Genomic DNA, 13,382 nt, shown 5'->3' with positions numbered 1-13,382 from the left:
CTCGGCCCGACTTACTGCCGTGAGACCTCGAACGTGACCATCCCGGTCACGGAGAACTGCGTCCCGCCAGCCTGGCCCGTCGACACGTCGACCTCCCAGCCGTGGGCCTCGGCGATCTCGCGGGCGACCGCGAGCCCGAGCCCGGAGCGCTCGCTGCCGGTCGTCGTCTCGGGCTCGAACACACGGTCGAACTCGGTCTCGGGGATGGCCGCGGCGTCGTCGAGGATGTAGAACCCCGTCGGCTTGCCCGTAGCGTCGTCCTCGACGGGGCCGATACGGACCGTCGCGTCGCCCTTCGCACGGGTGTTCACGTCGTTGAACACCGTCTCGAGCATGTGGACGAAGCGGGCACGCTCGGCGCGGACGCTGCCCTCGAACTCGAGGTAGACGGTCATGTCCTCGGCGACAGACGCGTCGAGCGCGTCGGAGAGAGCGCTCTCGAAATCGACCGAGGAGCGCGACCCCATCGCGCTCTGGTCGCGAGCGAACTCCAGCACGTCGTCGACGAGCTCCTCGGCACGGGTGAGCGTCTCCGCCACCGCGGGGTCGTGGCTCTCCTCGTCGAACTCGCTGGCGACGTCGTCGAGGTGCTGCTGCAGGTCCTCCGAGAGGATGTCTGCGACGGCACGCAGCCGTTCGGACTGACGGGCGAGGGACTGCTTGCGGTCCTGGAGCAGCTTCTCGCGGTCGGACCGGTCGAGGGCCGCCTCCGTGTTCGACGCGAGCAGCGACACCAGCTCGAGGTCCGTGTCGTCGAACCCCTCGACGCGGGTCGACCCGGTCATGATGACGCCGTGGGCCCCGATGGGGACGATGATCTCCGAGCGAAGCGGCGTGTCCTCGTTGTAGAGCCCCGGCTCCTGGGTGAGGTCGTCGAACATCTTCGGTTCGCCCTCGCGGTAGACGTCCCAGATGAGGCCCTCGCCCTCGTAGAACTGCGGGAGGCCACCGAGCTCGGTGTGTGCGCCCATCGTCGCCGCCATCGGGTCGAGACAGCCACGCTCGTCGTCGATGAGCCAGACACCCGAGATTGGCAGGTCGAGCAGTTCGTCGGCGGCGTGGACCGCGACGGAACAGATCTCTGCGGCGTCCTCCGCGCCGAACAGCCAGCGAGTGACCTCGTGCAGGGAGTCGACGGTCTCCTCGTACTCGCGTTGCTCGGTCACGTCGCGGATGACGCCCGCGACGCTCGCGAGGCCCTCGCCGAGTGGGACCATCCGCATCTCGCCGATGCGCTCCTCGCCGCCGGCGTCGGTAAAGGAGAGCTCGAAGCGCTGGTAGCTGGTCTCGCCGGACTGGAGCGTGCCGATGGCCTCGCCGATAGCCATCGCGCCCTCGGAGTCGATGCTCGCGAGCTGGGGGAGCCGCCGGATCGGCTGGCCGACGAGCTCGTCCCGCGTGGCGCCGAGGGTCTCCTCGATGGCCTCGTTCACGCTGGCGATGCGGTCGTCGTCGTCGACGGTGAGCACGCCGTCGTGGACCGCCTCGACGACCCGGGCGTGCTGTGCGAGTTCGTTCTCGCGCTCCTTCCGGTCGGTGATGTCGCGAAGGTACACCGAGAGCCCCGACTCGGAGGGGTAGGCGTTGGCCTCGAACCAGGTGTCGAGCGGGTTGTGGTACACCTCGAAGGAGACCGGCTCCTGGGTCTCCATCGCCTGATGGAACCCCTCGGGGAACTGCGTCTCGACCGTCTCCGGGAACTCGTCCCACATCACCCGGCCGATGAGCTGACGGCGCGACCGCTTGAGCATCGATTCGGCGCGGTCGTTGATGTACGTGAAACGCCAGTCGCCGTCGAGGGCGAAGAACGCGTCACCGACCCGGTCGAGTATCGGGACCGAGCGGTCCGTCGCGTGTGGCCCGTTGCTCACCCTCCGTCCACCTCGTCGGTTGGGGGCTGTCGTAGAGGCCGCGAGATGGTGAGACGAGAATGCATGGCTGCGGGGTCGTACGGGGCTACGTGATTCCCCTACTTACGTTTCGTGGCCAGCCCCGCCGCCGCTATCGGGGCTGAGTCCCCCACTCCGCTCCGCCGACAGCGACACTCCTCACGGCGTGCAGACAGCTCTACACGGCTCGGCTCTTTCGACGGGAACGACGAGTACGAACTGACTGTCGTCCAGTGGTGCACTGGTTGCTGCGGAAGCTGTCCGTCTGTCGCCAGATTCGCTGGCCGCTGACGCTGCGTCGAGACGGTACGACCGACCCTGGGGACGCCGTGAACGGCCGGCGGACTCACCGAAGCTGGGCGGCAGACAAGAGTTAACTCGGCTCTTGCCCTGACTCCGGTATGACAGTCGTCGTCGTAGGCGGTGGCATCGTCGGTGCGGCGGCCGCGTACAGCCTCGCCGAGCGGGGCTGCGATGTCGTCTGCTGTGAGAAGGGTTCCATCGGGTCGGGAAGCACCGAACGGTCGGCTGGCGGCATCCGAACGCAGTTCTCCACGCGGGTGAACGTCAGGCTCTCACTGGCGAGCATCGCGGTCTGGGAGTCCTTCGAGGCGGAGTTCGGGGTCGACATCGAGTACCGACGCTCCGGCTACCTCTTCCTGGCCCGCGAGGAGGAGACTGCCGAGGACTTCGCGGCCAACGTCGCCATGCAGCAGGAGGAGGGCGCCGACAGCGAGCTGCTCACTCCCGCAGAGGCACGTGAACACTGTCCCGGGCTCGACGCGACGGCGTTCCGCACGGCGACGTACTGCCCGACGGACGGCTTCGCCGACCCCCACCTCGCACTGCAGGGGTACTCGCAGGCGGCCGCCGAGGCGGGCGTCGACGTGCGTACGAAGACGCCTGTCACCGATGTCAACCGAGACGCCGACGGGCGGGTGACCGGCGTCGAGACCCCCGACGGGACTATCGACGCCGACTACGTCGTCAACGCCGCCGGCCCGTGGGCGGGCCAGCTGAACGGACTGGCCGGCGTGGACCTGCCCGTCGCGCCGAAGCGCCGGCAGGTCGCCATCGTCGACCCGGAGACGCCGGTGCCGGAGTCCAACCCGCTGACTATCGACCTCGACACCGGCTCGTACTTCCGGCCCGAGCGGGAGGGCGCGGCGCTCGTCGGGGGCCACTTCGGCGGCGACGACCCGGACGCCGACCCGGACCGGTTCTCGGCCACGGCGGACACCGACTGGACCATCGAAGCCGTCGAACACGCCGCCGACTACGCGGACTACTTCGGCCCCGAGACCCGCATCAAGAACGGCTGGGCGGGGCTGTACGCGGTCACGCCCGACCACCATCCCATCGTCGATGAGGTCGCACCGGGCTACCTCGCCGCCATCGGGTTCTCGGGCCACGGCTTCCAGCACGCCCCGGCCACGGGCCGCATCGTCGCGGACCTCGTCGTCGACGGCGAGACCGACCTGGTCGACCTCGACGCACTCTCGGCCGACCGGTTCGAGCGTGGCGAGACCCACGACGAGCGGAACGTCGCCTAGAAGCCGTCGTAGATGGCGACGTCCGTCGGCGGGAACAGCCTGGTGAGCGTGCGCAGTGTCTCGCCGTCCGCCAGGAGGTCAGTCGTTCGCGTGAGTCGCTCGGCGGGTGCGTAGCCGACGAGCAGCTGTGAGAGGGCACCGACGTCGAGCTCGACGTCCGGGTCGGCGTCGGTCCGATGGACGGTCACGGAACCGTCGGTCACGTCCAGCCGGAACCGTCCGTCGTTCCACTCGGCGAGGGGGTCGTCGACCGACAGGACCACCGAGCCGTCGGCCGGGTACGTCACCGTCTCCAGCGCGTCGACGACGTCCACGACTCTGACCATCGGGCCGGTCCGCAGGGTGGCGTCGACCTCCTCCGGCGAGCCGGTTCGGTCGAACAGGAGCGGCTCCGGCTCGTCGCGGAACGTCATCGTCTCGACCTGCGAGTCGTGGTCCCGGCAGAACGCCAGACATCGGAGGAACGCCTCGTGGTCGCGCGCCCCGTACTCCTGGACACGTAGTTCGCGCCCCTCGTCGCCCTCGTCGAACTCGTAGAACACGTACGCCCGGAGTTCCTCGTCGCTCCCCCAGCCGTAGACGAACGGGTCGTCGTCCCAGCCGGTGAACCGACGGTGTCGCCACCAGTCCTCGTCACGGTGTAGTGCGAGGTCGACACCCTCGGTATGAGCGCGGTACACCGAATCGACGGCGGCCCAGTCGTCCGCGTCGAGACGCCGCCAGTGGTACTCGTCCCCGCCACGTTCGGCCCGTTCGGCGGTCTCCGCGGCGGCCTCGCTCGCGAACGACAGCGCATCGGGTGGACAGGAGAGCTCGGTCCACTTGTTCGCCGTCTCCCAGCCGTACTGCCGGTAGAAGCCGTAGTCGAACGGCCAGAGCGCACAGATCGGTGCCTCGCGGTCCCGGTACTCCTCGACGGAGGCTTCGAGCATCCGCCGGACGTTGCCACTGCGCCGGTGCTCGGGTGGGGACGCCACCGCGGAGAGCCCGGGCATCTCCACGGTCGCGCCCCGGAGTGTCGTCTCGAACCAGTAGTGCTGACAGACGGCGAGCGGCTCGCCGTCGTCGAACACACCGCGCTTCTCGCCGAGGCGGCCGCGCTCGTCCACCTCCTCGGGGTCGTACTCCATGCCCTCGGGGCCTGCCTGCGGACGGAAGGCGTAGGTGACGAACTCGTGGAAGGTTGCTTCCTCGTCGTCCGTGAGCGGACGGTACTCTGTCATGGTCGAGTCGCCGGCGTCGCGGGGCAAGAAGGTTGCTGTCCCGTGCGATTTTCTCCCACGCTGCGGGGGCCGGCTCAGTCCGAGATGTACGCTTCGAACCGGGCCATCGCCTCGCGCAGGTCGTCGAGCCCGGTGGCGTAGGAGACGCGGAGGTGCCCCTCGCCGCCGTCACCGAACGCGTCGCCCGGAACCATCGCCACGCCCTCCTCGCGCAGCAGCCCCTCGGCGAACGCCTCCGCCGACTCGTCGGTCGGCACCTCCGGGAAGACGTAGAACGCGCCCCTCGCCCGGAAGCAGTCGATGCCCATCTCGTCGAACCGGGAGAGGACGAACCGCCGCCGACGGTCGTACTCGTCGACCATGGCCTCGACCTCGTCGTCACAGGAGCGCAGCGCCTCGAGTGCCGCGTACTGCGCCGTCGTCGGGGCCGAGAGCATCCCGTACTGGTGGACGCGGTTGATGGCCGTCGTCACCTCGGGCGGGGCCATCGCGTAGCCGAGCCGGAGTCCCGTCATCGCGTAGGCCTTCGAGAAGCCGTTGAAGACGACGGTCCGCTCGCGCATCCCCGGCAGTGTCGCGATGGACGTGTGCTCGTTCTCGTACTGGAGCTCGGCGTAGATCTCGTCCGAGAGGACACCGATGTCGTGCTCCCGGCAGAACTCCGCGACCGGCTCCAGCTCCTCGCCGGTCATCACCGCTCCGGTCGGGTTGTTCGGGTAGCAGAGCATCAGCAGGTCGGCGTCGGCCGCGCCGGCCGACTCGAGCGCCTCGTACGTGAGCTTGAACTCGTCGGCCTCGCGGGTCGGCACGCGTAACGGCTCGCCGCCGGCGAAGATGACGCCGGGCACGTACGAGATGTACGCCGGCTCGACGACGGCAACGGTGTCGCCCGGGTCGACGAGCGCCCGCAGCGTCGCGTCGACGGCCTCGCTCACGCCCGTCGTCACCAGTATCTCCTCGTCGGCGTCGTAGCCGAGGTCGTAGCGGTCCTCGACGTGTCCCGAGATGGCCTGTCGCAGCTCCAGTAGCCCGCGGTTCGACGTGTAGCTCGTCCGGCCGCGCTCCAGCGAGTCGATGGCCGCGTCGCGGGCCGCCCACGGCGCGGAGAAATCGGGCTCGCCGACACCCAGCGAGATGACGTCGTCGCGCTCCTCCGCCAGCTCGAAGAACCTGCGGATGCCCGACGGCGGCACCGACCGCACGCGTTCTGAGATGTCCAGCCCCATGGTCAGGGTGACACCGAGAGCCTGTCGTCGTCGTCGTCGTCGTTCAGCGCGACCCCGCGGTCCTTGTACGTCGTCATGACGTAGTGCGTGACCGTCTGGGTCACCTCCGGGACGGGCGCGACCTTCTCGCTGATGAAGATGGAGACGTCGTGCATCGACGACCCCTCGACCTCCATGAGGAAGTCGTAGTCGCCGCTGACGAGCCGCAGCGTCTTCACCTGCGGGAACCGGGCGAGCCGCTCGGCGATGTCGCCGTAGCCCGTCTCGCGGTCGAGCGTGACGTTGAGCTCGACGGTTGCACGGACCACCTCGCGGTCGGTCTTCTCCCAGTCGACGATGGCCTGATAGCCAGCGACGACGCCCTCGGACTCGAGGTCCGCGAGTGCTGCCTCGACCTCGTCCTCGGTCAGGTCGGTCATGCGTGCGAGGTCCGCCGTCGTGTGACGTGCGTCCTCGACCAGCAGGTCGAGCAGGTCGTCCCGTGCCGTCATACCCCTAGGAGTCGGCGAGGGGGCCAAAAGCGTTTCTTCCGCGTCGGGGTTCGCCGCGAACGAAGCGTCGCGGCCTCAGTCGGGGACGTGACCGAGGTCGACATCCTCGAACGCGCCCGGACGCCGGCCCTCGGTCGCGTAGACGTACAGGCCGGTCTTGGCGATGCTCGACAGCGTCGTGCTGAACAGGTACGCGCCGACGAGCAGGACTGCGGCGACGGCCACCGACGCACCGAACCCGAAGCCGCTCCCGGAGCCGACGCCGAGGAACAGGACTGCGCCCGCGACGAGGACGACCGGCAGCATGAACAGGAACGTGACGATGCCCACGCCGAAGTGCGCGCCGGCCGTCTCGCCCCACGTCCCCTTGAACGTCTCGCCGCTCCGGTGGATCGCTTCGCGGACCGAGACGTCCTCGAACGTGATGACGGGGACGACGAAGTAGGTGAGGATGGACCACGCGACGCTGACGATGCCCGCCAGTATCTCGGCGAGGAGGTTGTCCTGGCTGTCGATGAGCTGGATGACGACCCCGACGGTCGCCGAGACCACCGACCAGACCAGCAGCGTGCCCTTGTTCCGCCACGCGGCGGCCATCCCGCTCCGGAACGACGGCTCGCCGCCCTCGAACGCCGTCCGCGTCTCGTGCATCAGCGCGGCCGTCGCGAACGAGGCGACGAACGTCGTCCCGAGGTAGAGCAGGAACAGCAGGGCAATCTGGAGGGCCTGCGAGTCGAGGCCGCCGACGAGGGTGGCGCCGCCGAACAGCAACGCGACGTAGCAGAGCCCGGCGACGCCGCCGACGAGCGGGAACACCGCCAGCTCCGGGTCGCCGCGGAGCACCCGGAGACTGTCCTTCGTGAGCGCCCAGCCGGTCCGGAGTCGTGTGAGGAAACCCATACGGGCACAGATGACCGGGCATCGTATAAAAGAGGGCGGACGGTTTCTCGCTCAGTAGTTCTTGAACAGGTGCGCCCGCACGTCGTCTTTCGTCTGGACGTACTGCGTCGTCCCGTCGGGCATGTCGACCTCGTACCGTGCGTCCTCTTTCGAGGCCTCGCGCCACTTGTCCTCGTGGGTGTCGAGCAGGTTCATCATCGCGTTCAGCCGGTCGTCGCCCTCCTCGCCCCCGTCGCTCGGGTCGGGCATCGACGACGGCGAACCCGCGGTTGTCGTCCCACCGTCCGCCGCCTCGGCCTGGGTACTCCCGTCCACGCCAGCGCCGCCGTCCGCGGTCGCCTCCTCCTCGTCGTCTTGGTGTTCGACGGCCTCCGCAGCCTGCTCTTCCGTCGACTCGTCGCCAACCTCGTCGTCGGTCTCGGATGGCGGTGCGACATCCGCCTCGACGTCGACCTCGTCGAGTTCGGCGTTGTCGATGAGGTACTGGAGCGCGTCCCGCTTTCGCACGTATCCGTACCGGGTCTCGGCCTGCATCTCCGCCCGCAGCGATTCGAGGAACTCCGCCTGCGCGTCGGAGACAGTCATCTCTGGCATGGTTCCACTCTCGAAGGCGTCCGTAATAAGCGTGGACGCTCTCGCCCGCCGAGGCGAACCGACAGCCAGCCGTGGACCATCCGGCTCCCGGAACGCCAGTTCTTAAGCCCGCGAACGCCAACATCTGGACGATATGGTCCAGATGGAGTCAGACTCGAACCTGTCTGCCGGTGACGCCGCACCCGATTTCGAGCTACCCGGCGTCGACGGGGAGACGTACACCCTCGACAGCTTCGCCGACAACGAGGCGTTGCTGCTGGTGTTCACCTGCAACCACTGCCCCTACGCGCAGGCGAAGTTCGACCTGCTGAACGAGCTCGCGGCGGAGTACGACGACGTGGCGGTCGTCGGCATCAACCCGAACGACGCGGAAGAGTACCCGGACGACTCCTTCGAGGCGATGCGGGAGTGGACAGCGGACGGACGCATCCAGTACGACGCCTACCTCCGCGACGAGTCCCAGGCGGTGAGCCGAGAGTACGGCGCGGTCTGCACGCCGGACCCGTTCCTGTTCGCCAGGGAGGACGGCGAGTTCAGACTCGTCTATCAGGGCCGCCTCGACGACGCCCTGAACCCCGAGGACGAGCCGACGCGGTTCCACATCCGCGAGGCAATCGACGCCGTCCTCGCCGGCGAGGCGGTCGACATCGAGTGGGAGCCCTCGCGGGGCTGCTCCATCAAGTGGAAAGAGGACTGACTACACCGCGCGCCGGTACTGAATCGGCCACTCGACTTCGTCTTCTCGGCCCAGTTCCTCGGCGGCGTGCAGCGTGAAGTACGGGTCCCGCAGGTGCTCACGGCCGACGATAGCGAGGTCGGCGCGCTCGTTCCGGATCAGCTCGTCCGCCTGCTCGGGCGTCGTTATCCCGCCGACTGCGCCGACGAGCGCCTCCGTCGCCTCGTTCACGCGCTCGGCGTAGGGGACCTGGTAGCCCGGGCCGCTGTTCGGAACCTGCTGGTCGGGATGGAGTCCGCCCGCCGACACGTCGACGAGGTCCGCTCCCTCGTCGGCGAGGTCACCAGCCAGCCGCGCGGTGTCGTCGACGGTCCACGACTCTCGGTCGGGGAGCCAGTCCGTCGCGGAGACGCGGACGAACACGGGGTTCTCGTCGGGCCAGACCTCGCGGACGGCCGCCGTGACCTCGCGGACGACGCGCGTCCGCGCCTCGAAGTCGCCCCCGTAGCGGTCGTCGCGACGGTTGGTGACCGGCGACAGGAACTCGTGGAGCAGGTAGCCGTGGGCAGCGTGGACCTCCGCGATCTCGAAACCGGCGTCCAGTGCGCGCTCGGCCGCGGCACGGAAGTCCTCGACCAGTCCCTCGACTTCCTCGGTCGTCATCGTCGCGACGGCCTTGTCGTCGTCGTAGGGGTAGGCTTCGGCCGACGGCGAGGGCGCGACCCAGCCGTCGCCGTCGGGCTGGACGGGTGTCGAGCCGTCCCACGGCGGCGTCTTCGAGCCCTTGTGGCCGGCGTGGGCGAGCTGGATGGCCGGCACCGACCCCTGTCCCGCGATGAACGCGGCGACGGGGGCGAGGGCGTCGACGTGGGCGTCGCTCCAGATGCCGAGGTCGTCGGTGGAGATGCGCCCCGCGGGCGAGACTGCGGTCGCCTCTGTCATGACGATGCCCGCGCCGCCGACGGCCCGGCTGCCGAGGTGCTGCTGGTGCCAGTCCGTCGCCAGGCCGTCGCCCGCACAGGAGTACTGGCACATCGGGGAGACCATCACGCGGTTCGGGACGGTCGTCTCGCGTATCGTCAGGTCTGCGAAGAGGTCGCTCATCGAGGGGCGTAGCGCGTCGGCGAGGGTCAAGCCCACGATGGGCGTACAGCTTGCCGCTACGAGTGACGCCGGCGACGAGGCGACCCGACGCCAGCGAAGGGCCGGGCTTATCGCGCTCGCCGGTCAATCCGGTCGCATGAACCTACAGGAGACGTTCGGGACCGACGCGCCGGTCGTCGGCATGGTGCACCTGCCGCCGCTGCCGGGCGCGCCCCGGTTCGACGGCGACCGCGAGGGCCTGCGCGAGCAGATGCTGGCCGACGCTCGTGCACTCGAAGCCGGTGGCGTGGACGGTATCATGGTCGAGAACTTCGGTGACGCGCCGTTCTACCCCGAGGACGTGCCGAAGCACGTCGTCGCCGAGATGGCGTCGCTCGGCACCGAACTCGTCGACGAGGCCTCGGTGCCGGTCGGCATCAACGTCCTGCGGAACGACGCCGAGGCGGCGCTCTCCGTCGCGGCCGCCGTCGGAGCCGACTACGTCCGGGTGAACGCCCACGTCGGCGCGACGGTCACCGATCAGGGGCTCATCCAGGGCAAGGCCCACGAGACGATGCGCCTCCGCGACCGGTTGGACGCCGACGTGGCCGTCCTGGCCGACGTGGCAGTCAAGCACGCCGCGCCGCTGGCCGACCGGCCGATGCGCGAGGAGCTGGTCGACGCCGTCGAGCGCGGGCTCGCCGACGGCATCGTCGTCTCCGGCTCCGGCACCGGCGACCCGACCGACCGGAGCGTCCTCCAGACCGCCGGGGAGACAATCGACGACGCGGTGCCGGGGACGCCGCTGTTCGTCGGGAGCGGCGTGACCGCCGAAACCGTGAGCGAGACGCTCGAACTGGCTGATGGCGTCGTCGTCGGCACGGCGTTGAAAGACGGCGGCAAGACGACGAATCTCGTCGACGAGGAGCGAGTCCGTTCGGTCGTCGACGCGGCACGGGACGAGTAGCGACGGGGGCAGGGCGGTCGGCACGCCCTCGGTGCTGCCGGCCTACTCCACGATGTCGGCGTCGACGGCGTCGTCCGCCTCGTCGTCGCCCACTGACGGGCCAGCTTCGACAGGCACCACCGTCGAGACGCGTGCGTTCTCCTTGATCTCGATACCGGCACCGCCGACGGTGAGGGGGACCAGTGGCAGGTGTGCGCCCACGGTCACGGTCGGGTGCGAGGCACCGCGGGCCATCAGCTTGTTCCGTGGCTGGAGCAGCAGTCGGGCGTGCTCGTCGCCGGTCACCAGCTCGTTGTACTGGAGCACGTACGTCCCCCCGTCGAGGTGCCACCACTGGTACTCGTCGTCGGGGTTTCGACGGGTCAGGTCGTGGGGCTCGAGGTCCGCCTCCTCGAGTTCGTCGCCGCCGAAGTCGATGCGTCCCTGGCCGGCCACCTCGTGGATGGCGCCGACTGTCAGGTCGATGCCGTGCTCTCGAACCTGGGTCTCCGGGTGGACGAGGTTCTCCACGCGGTCGAGTACCTCCTGCATGCTCGGGGGTTGGAGTGCCACCCTCAAAAAGGCCGGCTGGTTCGGTACGCGAGGAGGGCTGCGAGCCGACCACCGACAACACAACCGTTTTGACGACAGCTTTCGACCAACGATGGTGTGAAGCGACGTCTCGGCTACCTCGCGTTCCTCGTCGCGCTAGCGGCAATCCTCGCGGTGAGCGTCCTCGAGACGGCGTGGGTCCCCCCCGAATCGCAGCAGTCCGCGAAGCCGTGGGTGCTGAAGGGGCTGCTCGCACTCGCCATCGCGAGCGGGACGTACGGTGTCTACCTCCTGCTCTCGGCAGGGATGGGACGGCTGATCCACGACAAGCGCCGCCGGCACGACATGCGTAACGTCGTCCGCTTCGTCATGGTCGTCGCGGCAATCGTCGCCGTCGCCGGCGTGCTGACCGACCAGTGGCTGGGTGTGCTGTTCTCGCTCGGTATCGTCGGCTTCGGGGTGACAGTGGCGCTGCAGCAGCCGCTCACGTCGCTGCTCGGCTGGGTGTACATCCTCTCGATGCGACCGTACCAGGTGGGCGACCGGGTCCGCATCGAGGACGCGAAGGGCGACGTCATCGACGTGGACTTCCTCGTGACGACGCTGTGGGAGGTCGAGGGCGACCTGGTCTCCTCGCACCAGCCGTCGGGCCGGACCGTGACGGTGCCGAACAGCCTCATCCTCTCCTCGGAGGTGTTCAACTACTCCCGGGACGACTTCCCGTTCGTCTGGAGCGAGGTGTCGATGCAGGTGTCCTACGACACCGACCTCGACTTCGCGACGCAGGTGATGCGGGAGGTCGCCGACGAGCAGCTCGGCGACGAGATGGAGCGTCGCGTCGGGACCTACCGCGAACAGCTGGCCGAGACGCCGGTCGACCTCCAGGTGCAGGACAGGCCGTCGGTCAACATCGTCCAGCGGGAGACGTGGGTCGAGCTCCGGCTGCGCTTCCTGACCCGACCGCGGCAGATACAGCGGACGAAGAACGCGCTGTACGATGGGATACTCGACCGGTTCCAGGCGAACCCGGACAGGGTGTCGTTCCCCGCCGGGCGGTTCCGGTAGCCCGGCGTCTTTTTCTGCCGGAGTGCGTGCGGGCAACCATGACGAACGAGTACGACGTGGTCGTCGTCGGCGTGGGCGGCATGGGCAGCGCGGCGTGTGCCCACCTCGCCAGCCGCGGCGTCGACGTGCTGGGCATCGAGCGGTTCGACGTCCCACACGGCAACGGCTCCTCGCACGGCTCGACGCGCATCATCCGGAAGGCGTACCACGAACACCCCGACTACGTGCCGCTGGTCGAGCGTGCCTACGAGAACTGGCGGGCACTGGAGGCCGAGACGGGCCGAGACCTGCTCCACGTCACGGGTTCGGTCTGTGCCGCGCCACCCGACGGCGACCTCGTCGACGGCGCACGGCTGGCCTGTGAGGACCACGGGCTCGATCACGAGACGATGACGGGCGCGGCGCTGAACGAGCGGTTCCCCGGCTACGGCGTCCCCGAGGGCTATGACGCGCTCTACCAGCCGGACGGCGGCTTCCTCGACTGCGAGCGCGCCGTCAGCGCCCACGTCGAACGGGCGATGGCCGAGGGCGGGACCGTCCACGCCCGGGAGACGGTCGCGGACTGGGACGCCGACGCGGACGGCGTCACCGTCGAGACGGACCGCGGTACCTACAGGGCCGACTCGCTCGTCCTCGCGGCCGGCGCGTGGACCGCCGACCTGCTGCCCGACCTCAACGGCGCGGTCGTCCCGGAGCGGCAGGTGCTCGGCTGGTTCCAGCCGCCCGAGCGCCCCGAGGATTTCACGACCGACAGGTTCCCGGTGTTCGTCACGGAGAGCGACGACGGAGCCGAGTACTACGGCTTCCCGCGCTACGACCGGCCCGGCGTGAAGGTCGGCCTGTACCACCACCTGCACGAGGCGGTCGAGCCCGACGACGTCGCCGAGCCGAACCGGGACGACGAGCGCGCCCTCCGGCAGCTCCTCCGGGACCACTTTCCCGCCGCCGACGGCCCGACGATGGGGCTGTCGACGTGCATGTTCACCAACTCGCCGGACATGGACTTCGTCGTCGACACCCTGCCGAATCGCGAGAACGTCGTCGTCGCGGCGGGCTTCTCGGGCCACGGCTTCAAGTTCGCCAGCGCGGTCGGGGAGGCGCTCGCGGACCTCGCTGTCGACGGCGAGACCGACCTGCCAGTCGACGGGTTCGCGGTCGACCGGCCGGCGATACGGACCGCGTAG

Annotated in this window: 13 protein-coding genes; 5 read left to right on the top strand and 8 right to left on the bottom strand. The window is 69.2% G+C overall.

Annotated elements, in window-relative coordinates; all coding sequences use genetic code 11:
* Positions 1–11: 11 nt before the first annotated feature.
* Entirely contained in the window at positions 12–1,871 is a 1,860-nt protein-coding gene (locus tag NO978_RS19925; protein WP_257298686.1) for a PAS domain-containing protein, read from the bottom strand.
* 419 nt (positions 1,872–2,290) lie between these two features.
* On the opposite strand from NO978_RS19925, the gene NO978_RS06235 reads away from it, so the two are divergent.
* A complete protein-coding gene (locus NO978_RS06235; protein WP_257298685.1) occupies positions 2,291–3,442 on the top strand; it encodes an FAD-binding oxidoreductase in 1,152 nt (383 codons plus the stop codon).
* On the opposite strand, the gene eis is transcribed toward NO978_RS06235, so the two are convergent.
* The 5 genes from eis to NO978_RS06210 form a co-directional block, all read right to left on the bottom strand.
* The gene (eis, locus tag NO978_RS06230) at positions 3,439–4,665 is read right to left on the bottom strand and encodes an enhanced intracellular survival protein Eis (protein ID WP_257298684.1); all 1,227 of its coding nucleotides are present in this window, start codon (positions 4,663–4,665) and stop codon (positions 3,439–3,441) included. The two genes, NO978_RS06235 and eis, sit on opposite strands and share 4 nt — an antisense overlap.
* 74 nt (positions 4,666–4,739) lie before the next feature.
* Positions 4,740–5,891, bottom strand: a complete 1,152-nt coding sequence (locus NO978_RS06225) for a pyridoxal phosphate-dependent aminotransferase (RefSeq protein WP_257298683.1) — start codon at positions 5,889–5,891, stop codon at positions 4,740–4,742.
* A 2-nt stretch (positions 5,892–5,893) separates the two neighbouring features.
* Positions 5,894–6,382 carry an Lrp/AsnC family transcriptional regulator gene (locus NO978_RS06220; protein WP_257298682.1) on the bottom strand — a complete coding sequence of 163 codons (489 nt, stop codon included), beginning with the start codon at positions 6,380–6,382 and terminating at the stop codon, positions 5,894–5,896.
* A 75-nt stretch (positions 6,383–6,457) separates the two neighbouring features.
* A complete protein-coding gene (locus tag NO978_RS06215) occupies positions 6,458–7,282 on the bottom strand; it encodes a DUF6159 family protein (protein WP_257298681.1) in 825 nt (274 codons plus the stop codon).
* Between the two features lie 51 nt (positions 7,283–7,333).
* Positions 7,334–7,876, bottom strand: coding sequence for a hypothetical protein (locus tag NO978_RS06210; RefSeq protein WP_257298680.1), 543 nt, complete (start codon positions 7,874–7,876; stop codon positions 7,334–7,336).
* Positions 7,877–8,009: 133 nt separating this feature from the next.
* Between NO978_RS06210 and NO978_RS06205 the strand changes: the two genes are divergently transcribed.
* Positions 8,010–8,573, top strand: coding sequence for a thioredoxin family protein (locus NO978_RS06205; RefSeq protein WP_257298679.1), 564 nt, complete (start codon positions 8,010–8,012; stop codon positions 8,571–8,573).
* Here the strand turns inward: NO978_RS06205 and NO978_RS06200 are convergent, their stop codons facing one another.
* On the bottom strand, positions 8,574–9,656 hold the full coding sequence (locus NO978_RS06200; RefSeq protein ID WP_257298678.1) for an NADH:flavin oxidoreductase/NADH oxidase: 1,083 nt from the start codon (positions 9,654–9,656) through the stop codon (positions 8,574–8,576).
* A gap of 136 nt (positions 9,657–9,792) precedes the next feature.
* Here NO978_RS06200 and NO978_RS06195 point away from each other — a divergent pair, with 136 nt between their 5' ends.
* Positions 9,793–10,602 (top strand): BtpA/SgcQ family protein, encoded by an 810-nt coding sequence (locus NO978_RS06195; protein ID WP_257298677.1) that lies wholly within the window; start codon positions 9,793–9,795, stop codon positions 10,600–10,602.
* Positions 10,603–10,644: 42 nt separating this feature from the next.
* Here NO978_RS06195 and NO978_RS06190 read toward each other — a convergent pair whose 3' ends face one another.
* Positions 10,645–11,133 carry a dCTP deaminase gene (locus NO978_RS06190; RefSeq protein ID WP_257298676.1) on the bottom strand — a complete coding sequence of 163 codons (489 nt, stop codon included), beginning with the start codon at positions 11,131–11,133 and terminating at the stop codon, positions 10,645–10,647.
* Between the two features lie 117 nt (positions 11,134–11,250).
* Between NO978_RS06190 and NO978_RS06185 the strand changes: the two genes are divergently transcribed.
* Together NO978_RS06185 and solA are read left to right on the top strand one after the other, a co-directional pair.
* A complete protein-coding gene (locus NO978_RS06185; RefSeq protein ID WP_257298675.1) occupies positions 11,251–12,198 on the top strand; it encodes a mechanosensitive ion channel family protein in 948 nt (315 codons plus the stop codon).
* Between the two features lie 38 nt (positions 12,199–12,236).
* Positions 12,237–13,382: an N-methyl-L-tryptophan oxidase gene (solA, locus tag NO978_RS06180; RefSeq protein WP_257298674.1), complete on the top strand. Its 1,146-nt coding sequence runs from the start codon at positions 12,237–12,239 to the stop codon at positions 13,380–13,382.

Source organism: Haloarchaeobius sp. FL176 (genome assembly GCF_024609245.1).
In the GTDB taxonomy this organism is placed as follows: Archaea; Halobacteriota; Halobacteria; order Halobacteriales; family Natrialbaceae; genus Haloarchaeobius.
Note: the sequence above shows the minus strand (reverse complement) of the source record. Positions and strands in the feature narration are given on the sequence as shown.

Excerpts from the sequence above, each read along its gene's own strand:
- NO978_RS06235 (WP_257298685.1), top strand. The coding sequence starts at position 2,291 with ATGACAGTCGTCGTCGTAGGCGGTGGCATCGTCGGTGCGGCGGCCGCG.
- eis (WP_257298684.1), bottom strand. The coding sequence starts at position 4,665 with ATGACAGAGTACCGTCCGCTCACGGACGACGAGGAAGCAACCTTCCAC.
- NO978_RS06225 (WP_257298683.1), bottom strand. The coding sequence starts at position 5,891 with ATGGGGCTGGACATCTCAGAACGCGTGCGGTCGGTGCCGCCGTCGGGC.
- NO978_RS06220 (WP_257298682.1), bottom strand. The coding sequence starts at position 6,382 with ATGACGGCACGGGACGACCTGCTCGACCTGCTGGTCGAGGACGCACGT.
- NO978_RS06215 (WP_257298681.1), bottom strand. The coding sequence starts at position 7,282 with ATGGGTTTCCTCACACGACTCCGGACCGGCTGGGCGCTCACGAAGGAC.
- NO978_RS06210 (WP_257298680.1), bottom strand. The coding sequence starts at position 7,876 with ATGCCAGAGATGACTGTCTCCGACGCGCAGGCGGAGTTCCTCGAATCG.
- NO978_RS06205 (WP_257298679.1), top strand. The coding sequence starts at position 8,010 with ATGGTCCAGATGGAGTCAGACTCGAACCTGTCTGCCGGTGACGCCGCA.
- NO978_RS06200 (WP_257298678.1), bottom strand. The coding sequence starts at position 9,656 with ATGAGCGACCTCTTCGCAGACCTGACGATACGCGAGACGACCGTCCCG.
- NO978_RS06195 (WP_257298677.1), top strand. The coding sequence starts at position 9,793 with ATGAACCTACAGGAGACGTTCGGGACCGACGCGCCGGTCGTCGGCATG.
- NO978_RS06190 (WP_257298676.1), bottom strand. The coding sequence starts at position 11,133 with ATGCAGGAGGTACTCGACCGCGTGGAGAACCTCGTCCACCCGGAGACC.
- solA (WP_257298674.1), top strand. The coding sequence starts at position 12,237 with ATGACGAACGAGTACGACGTGGTCGTCGTCGGCGTGGGCGGCATGGGC.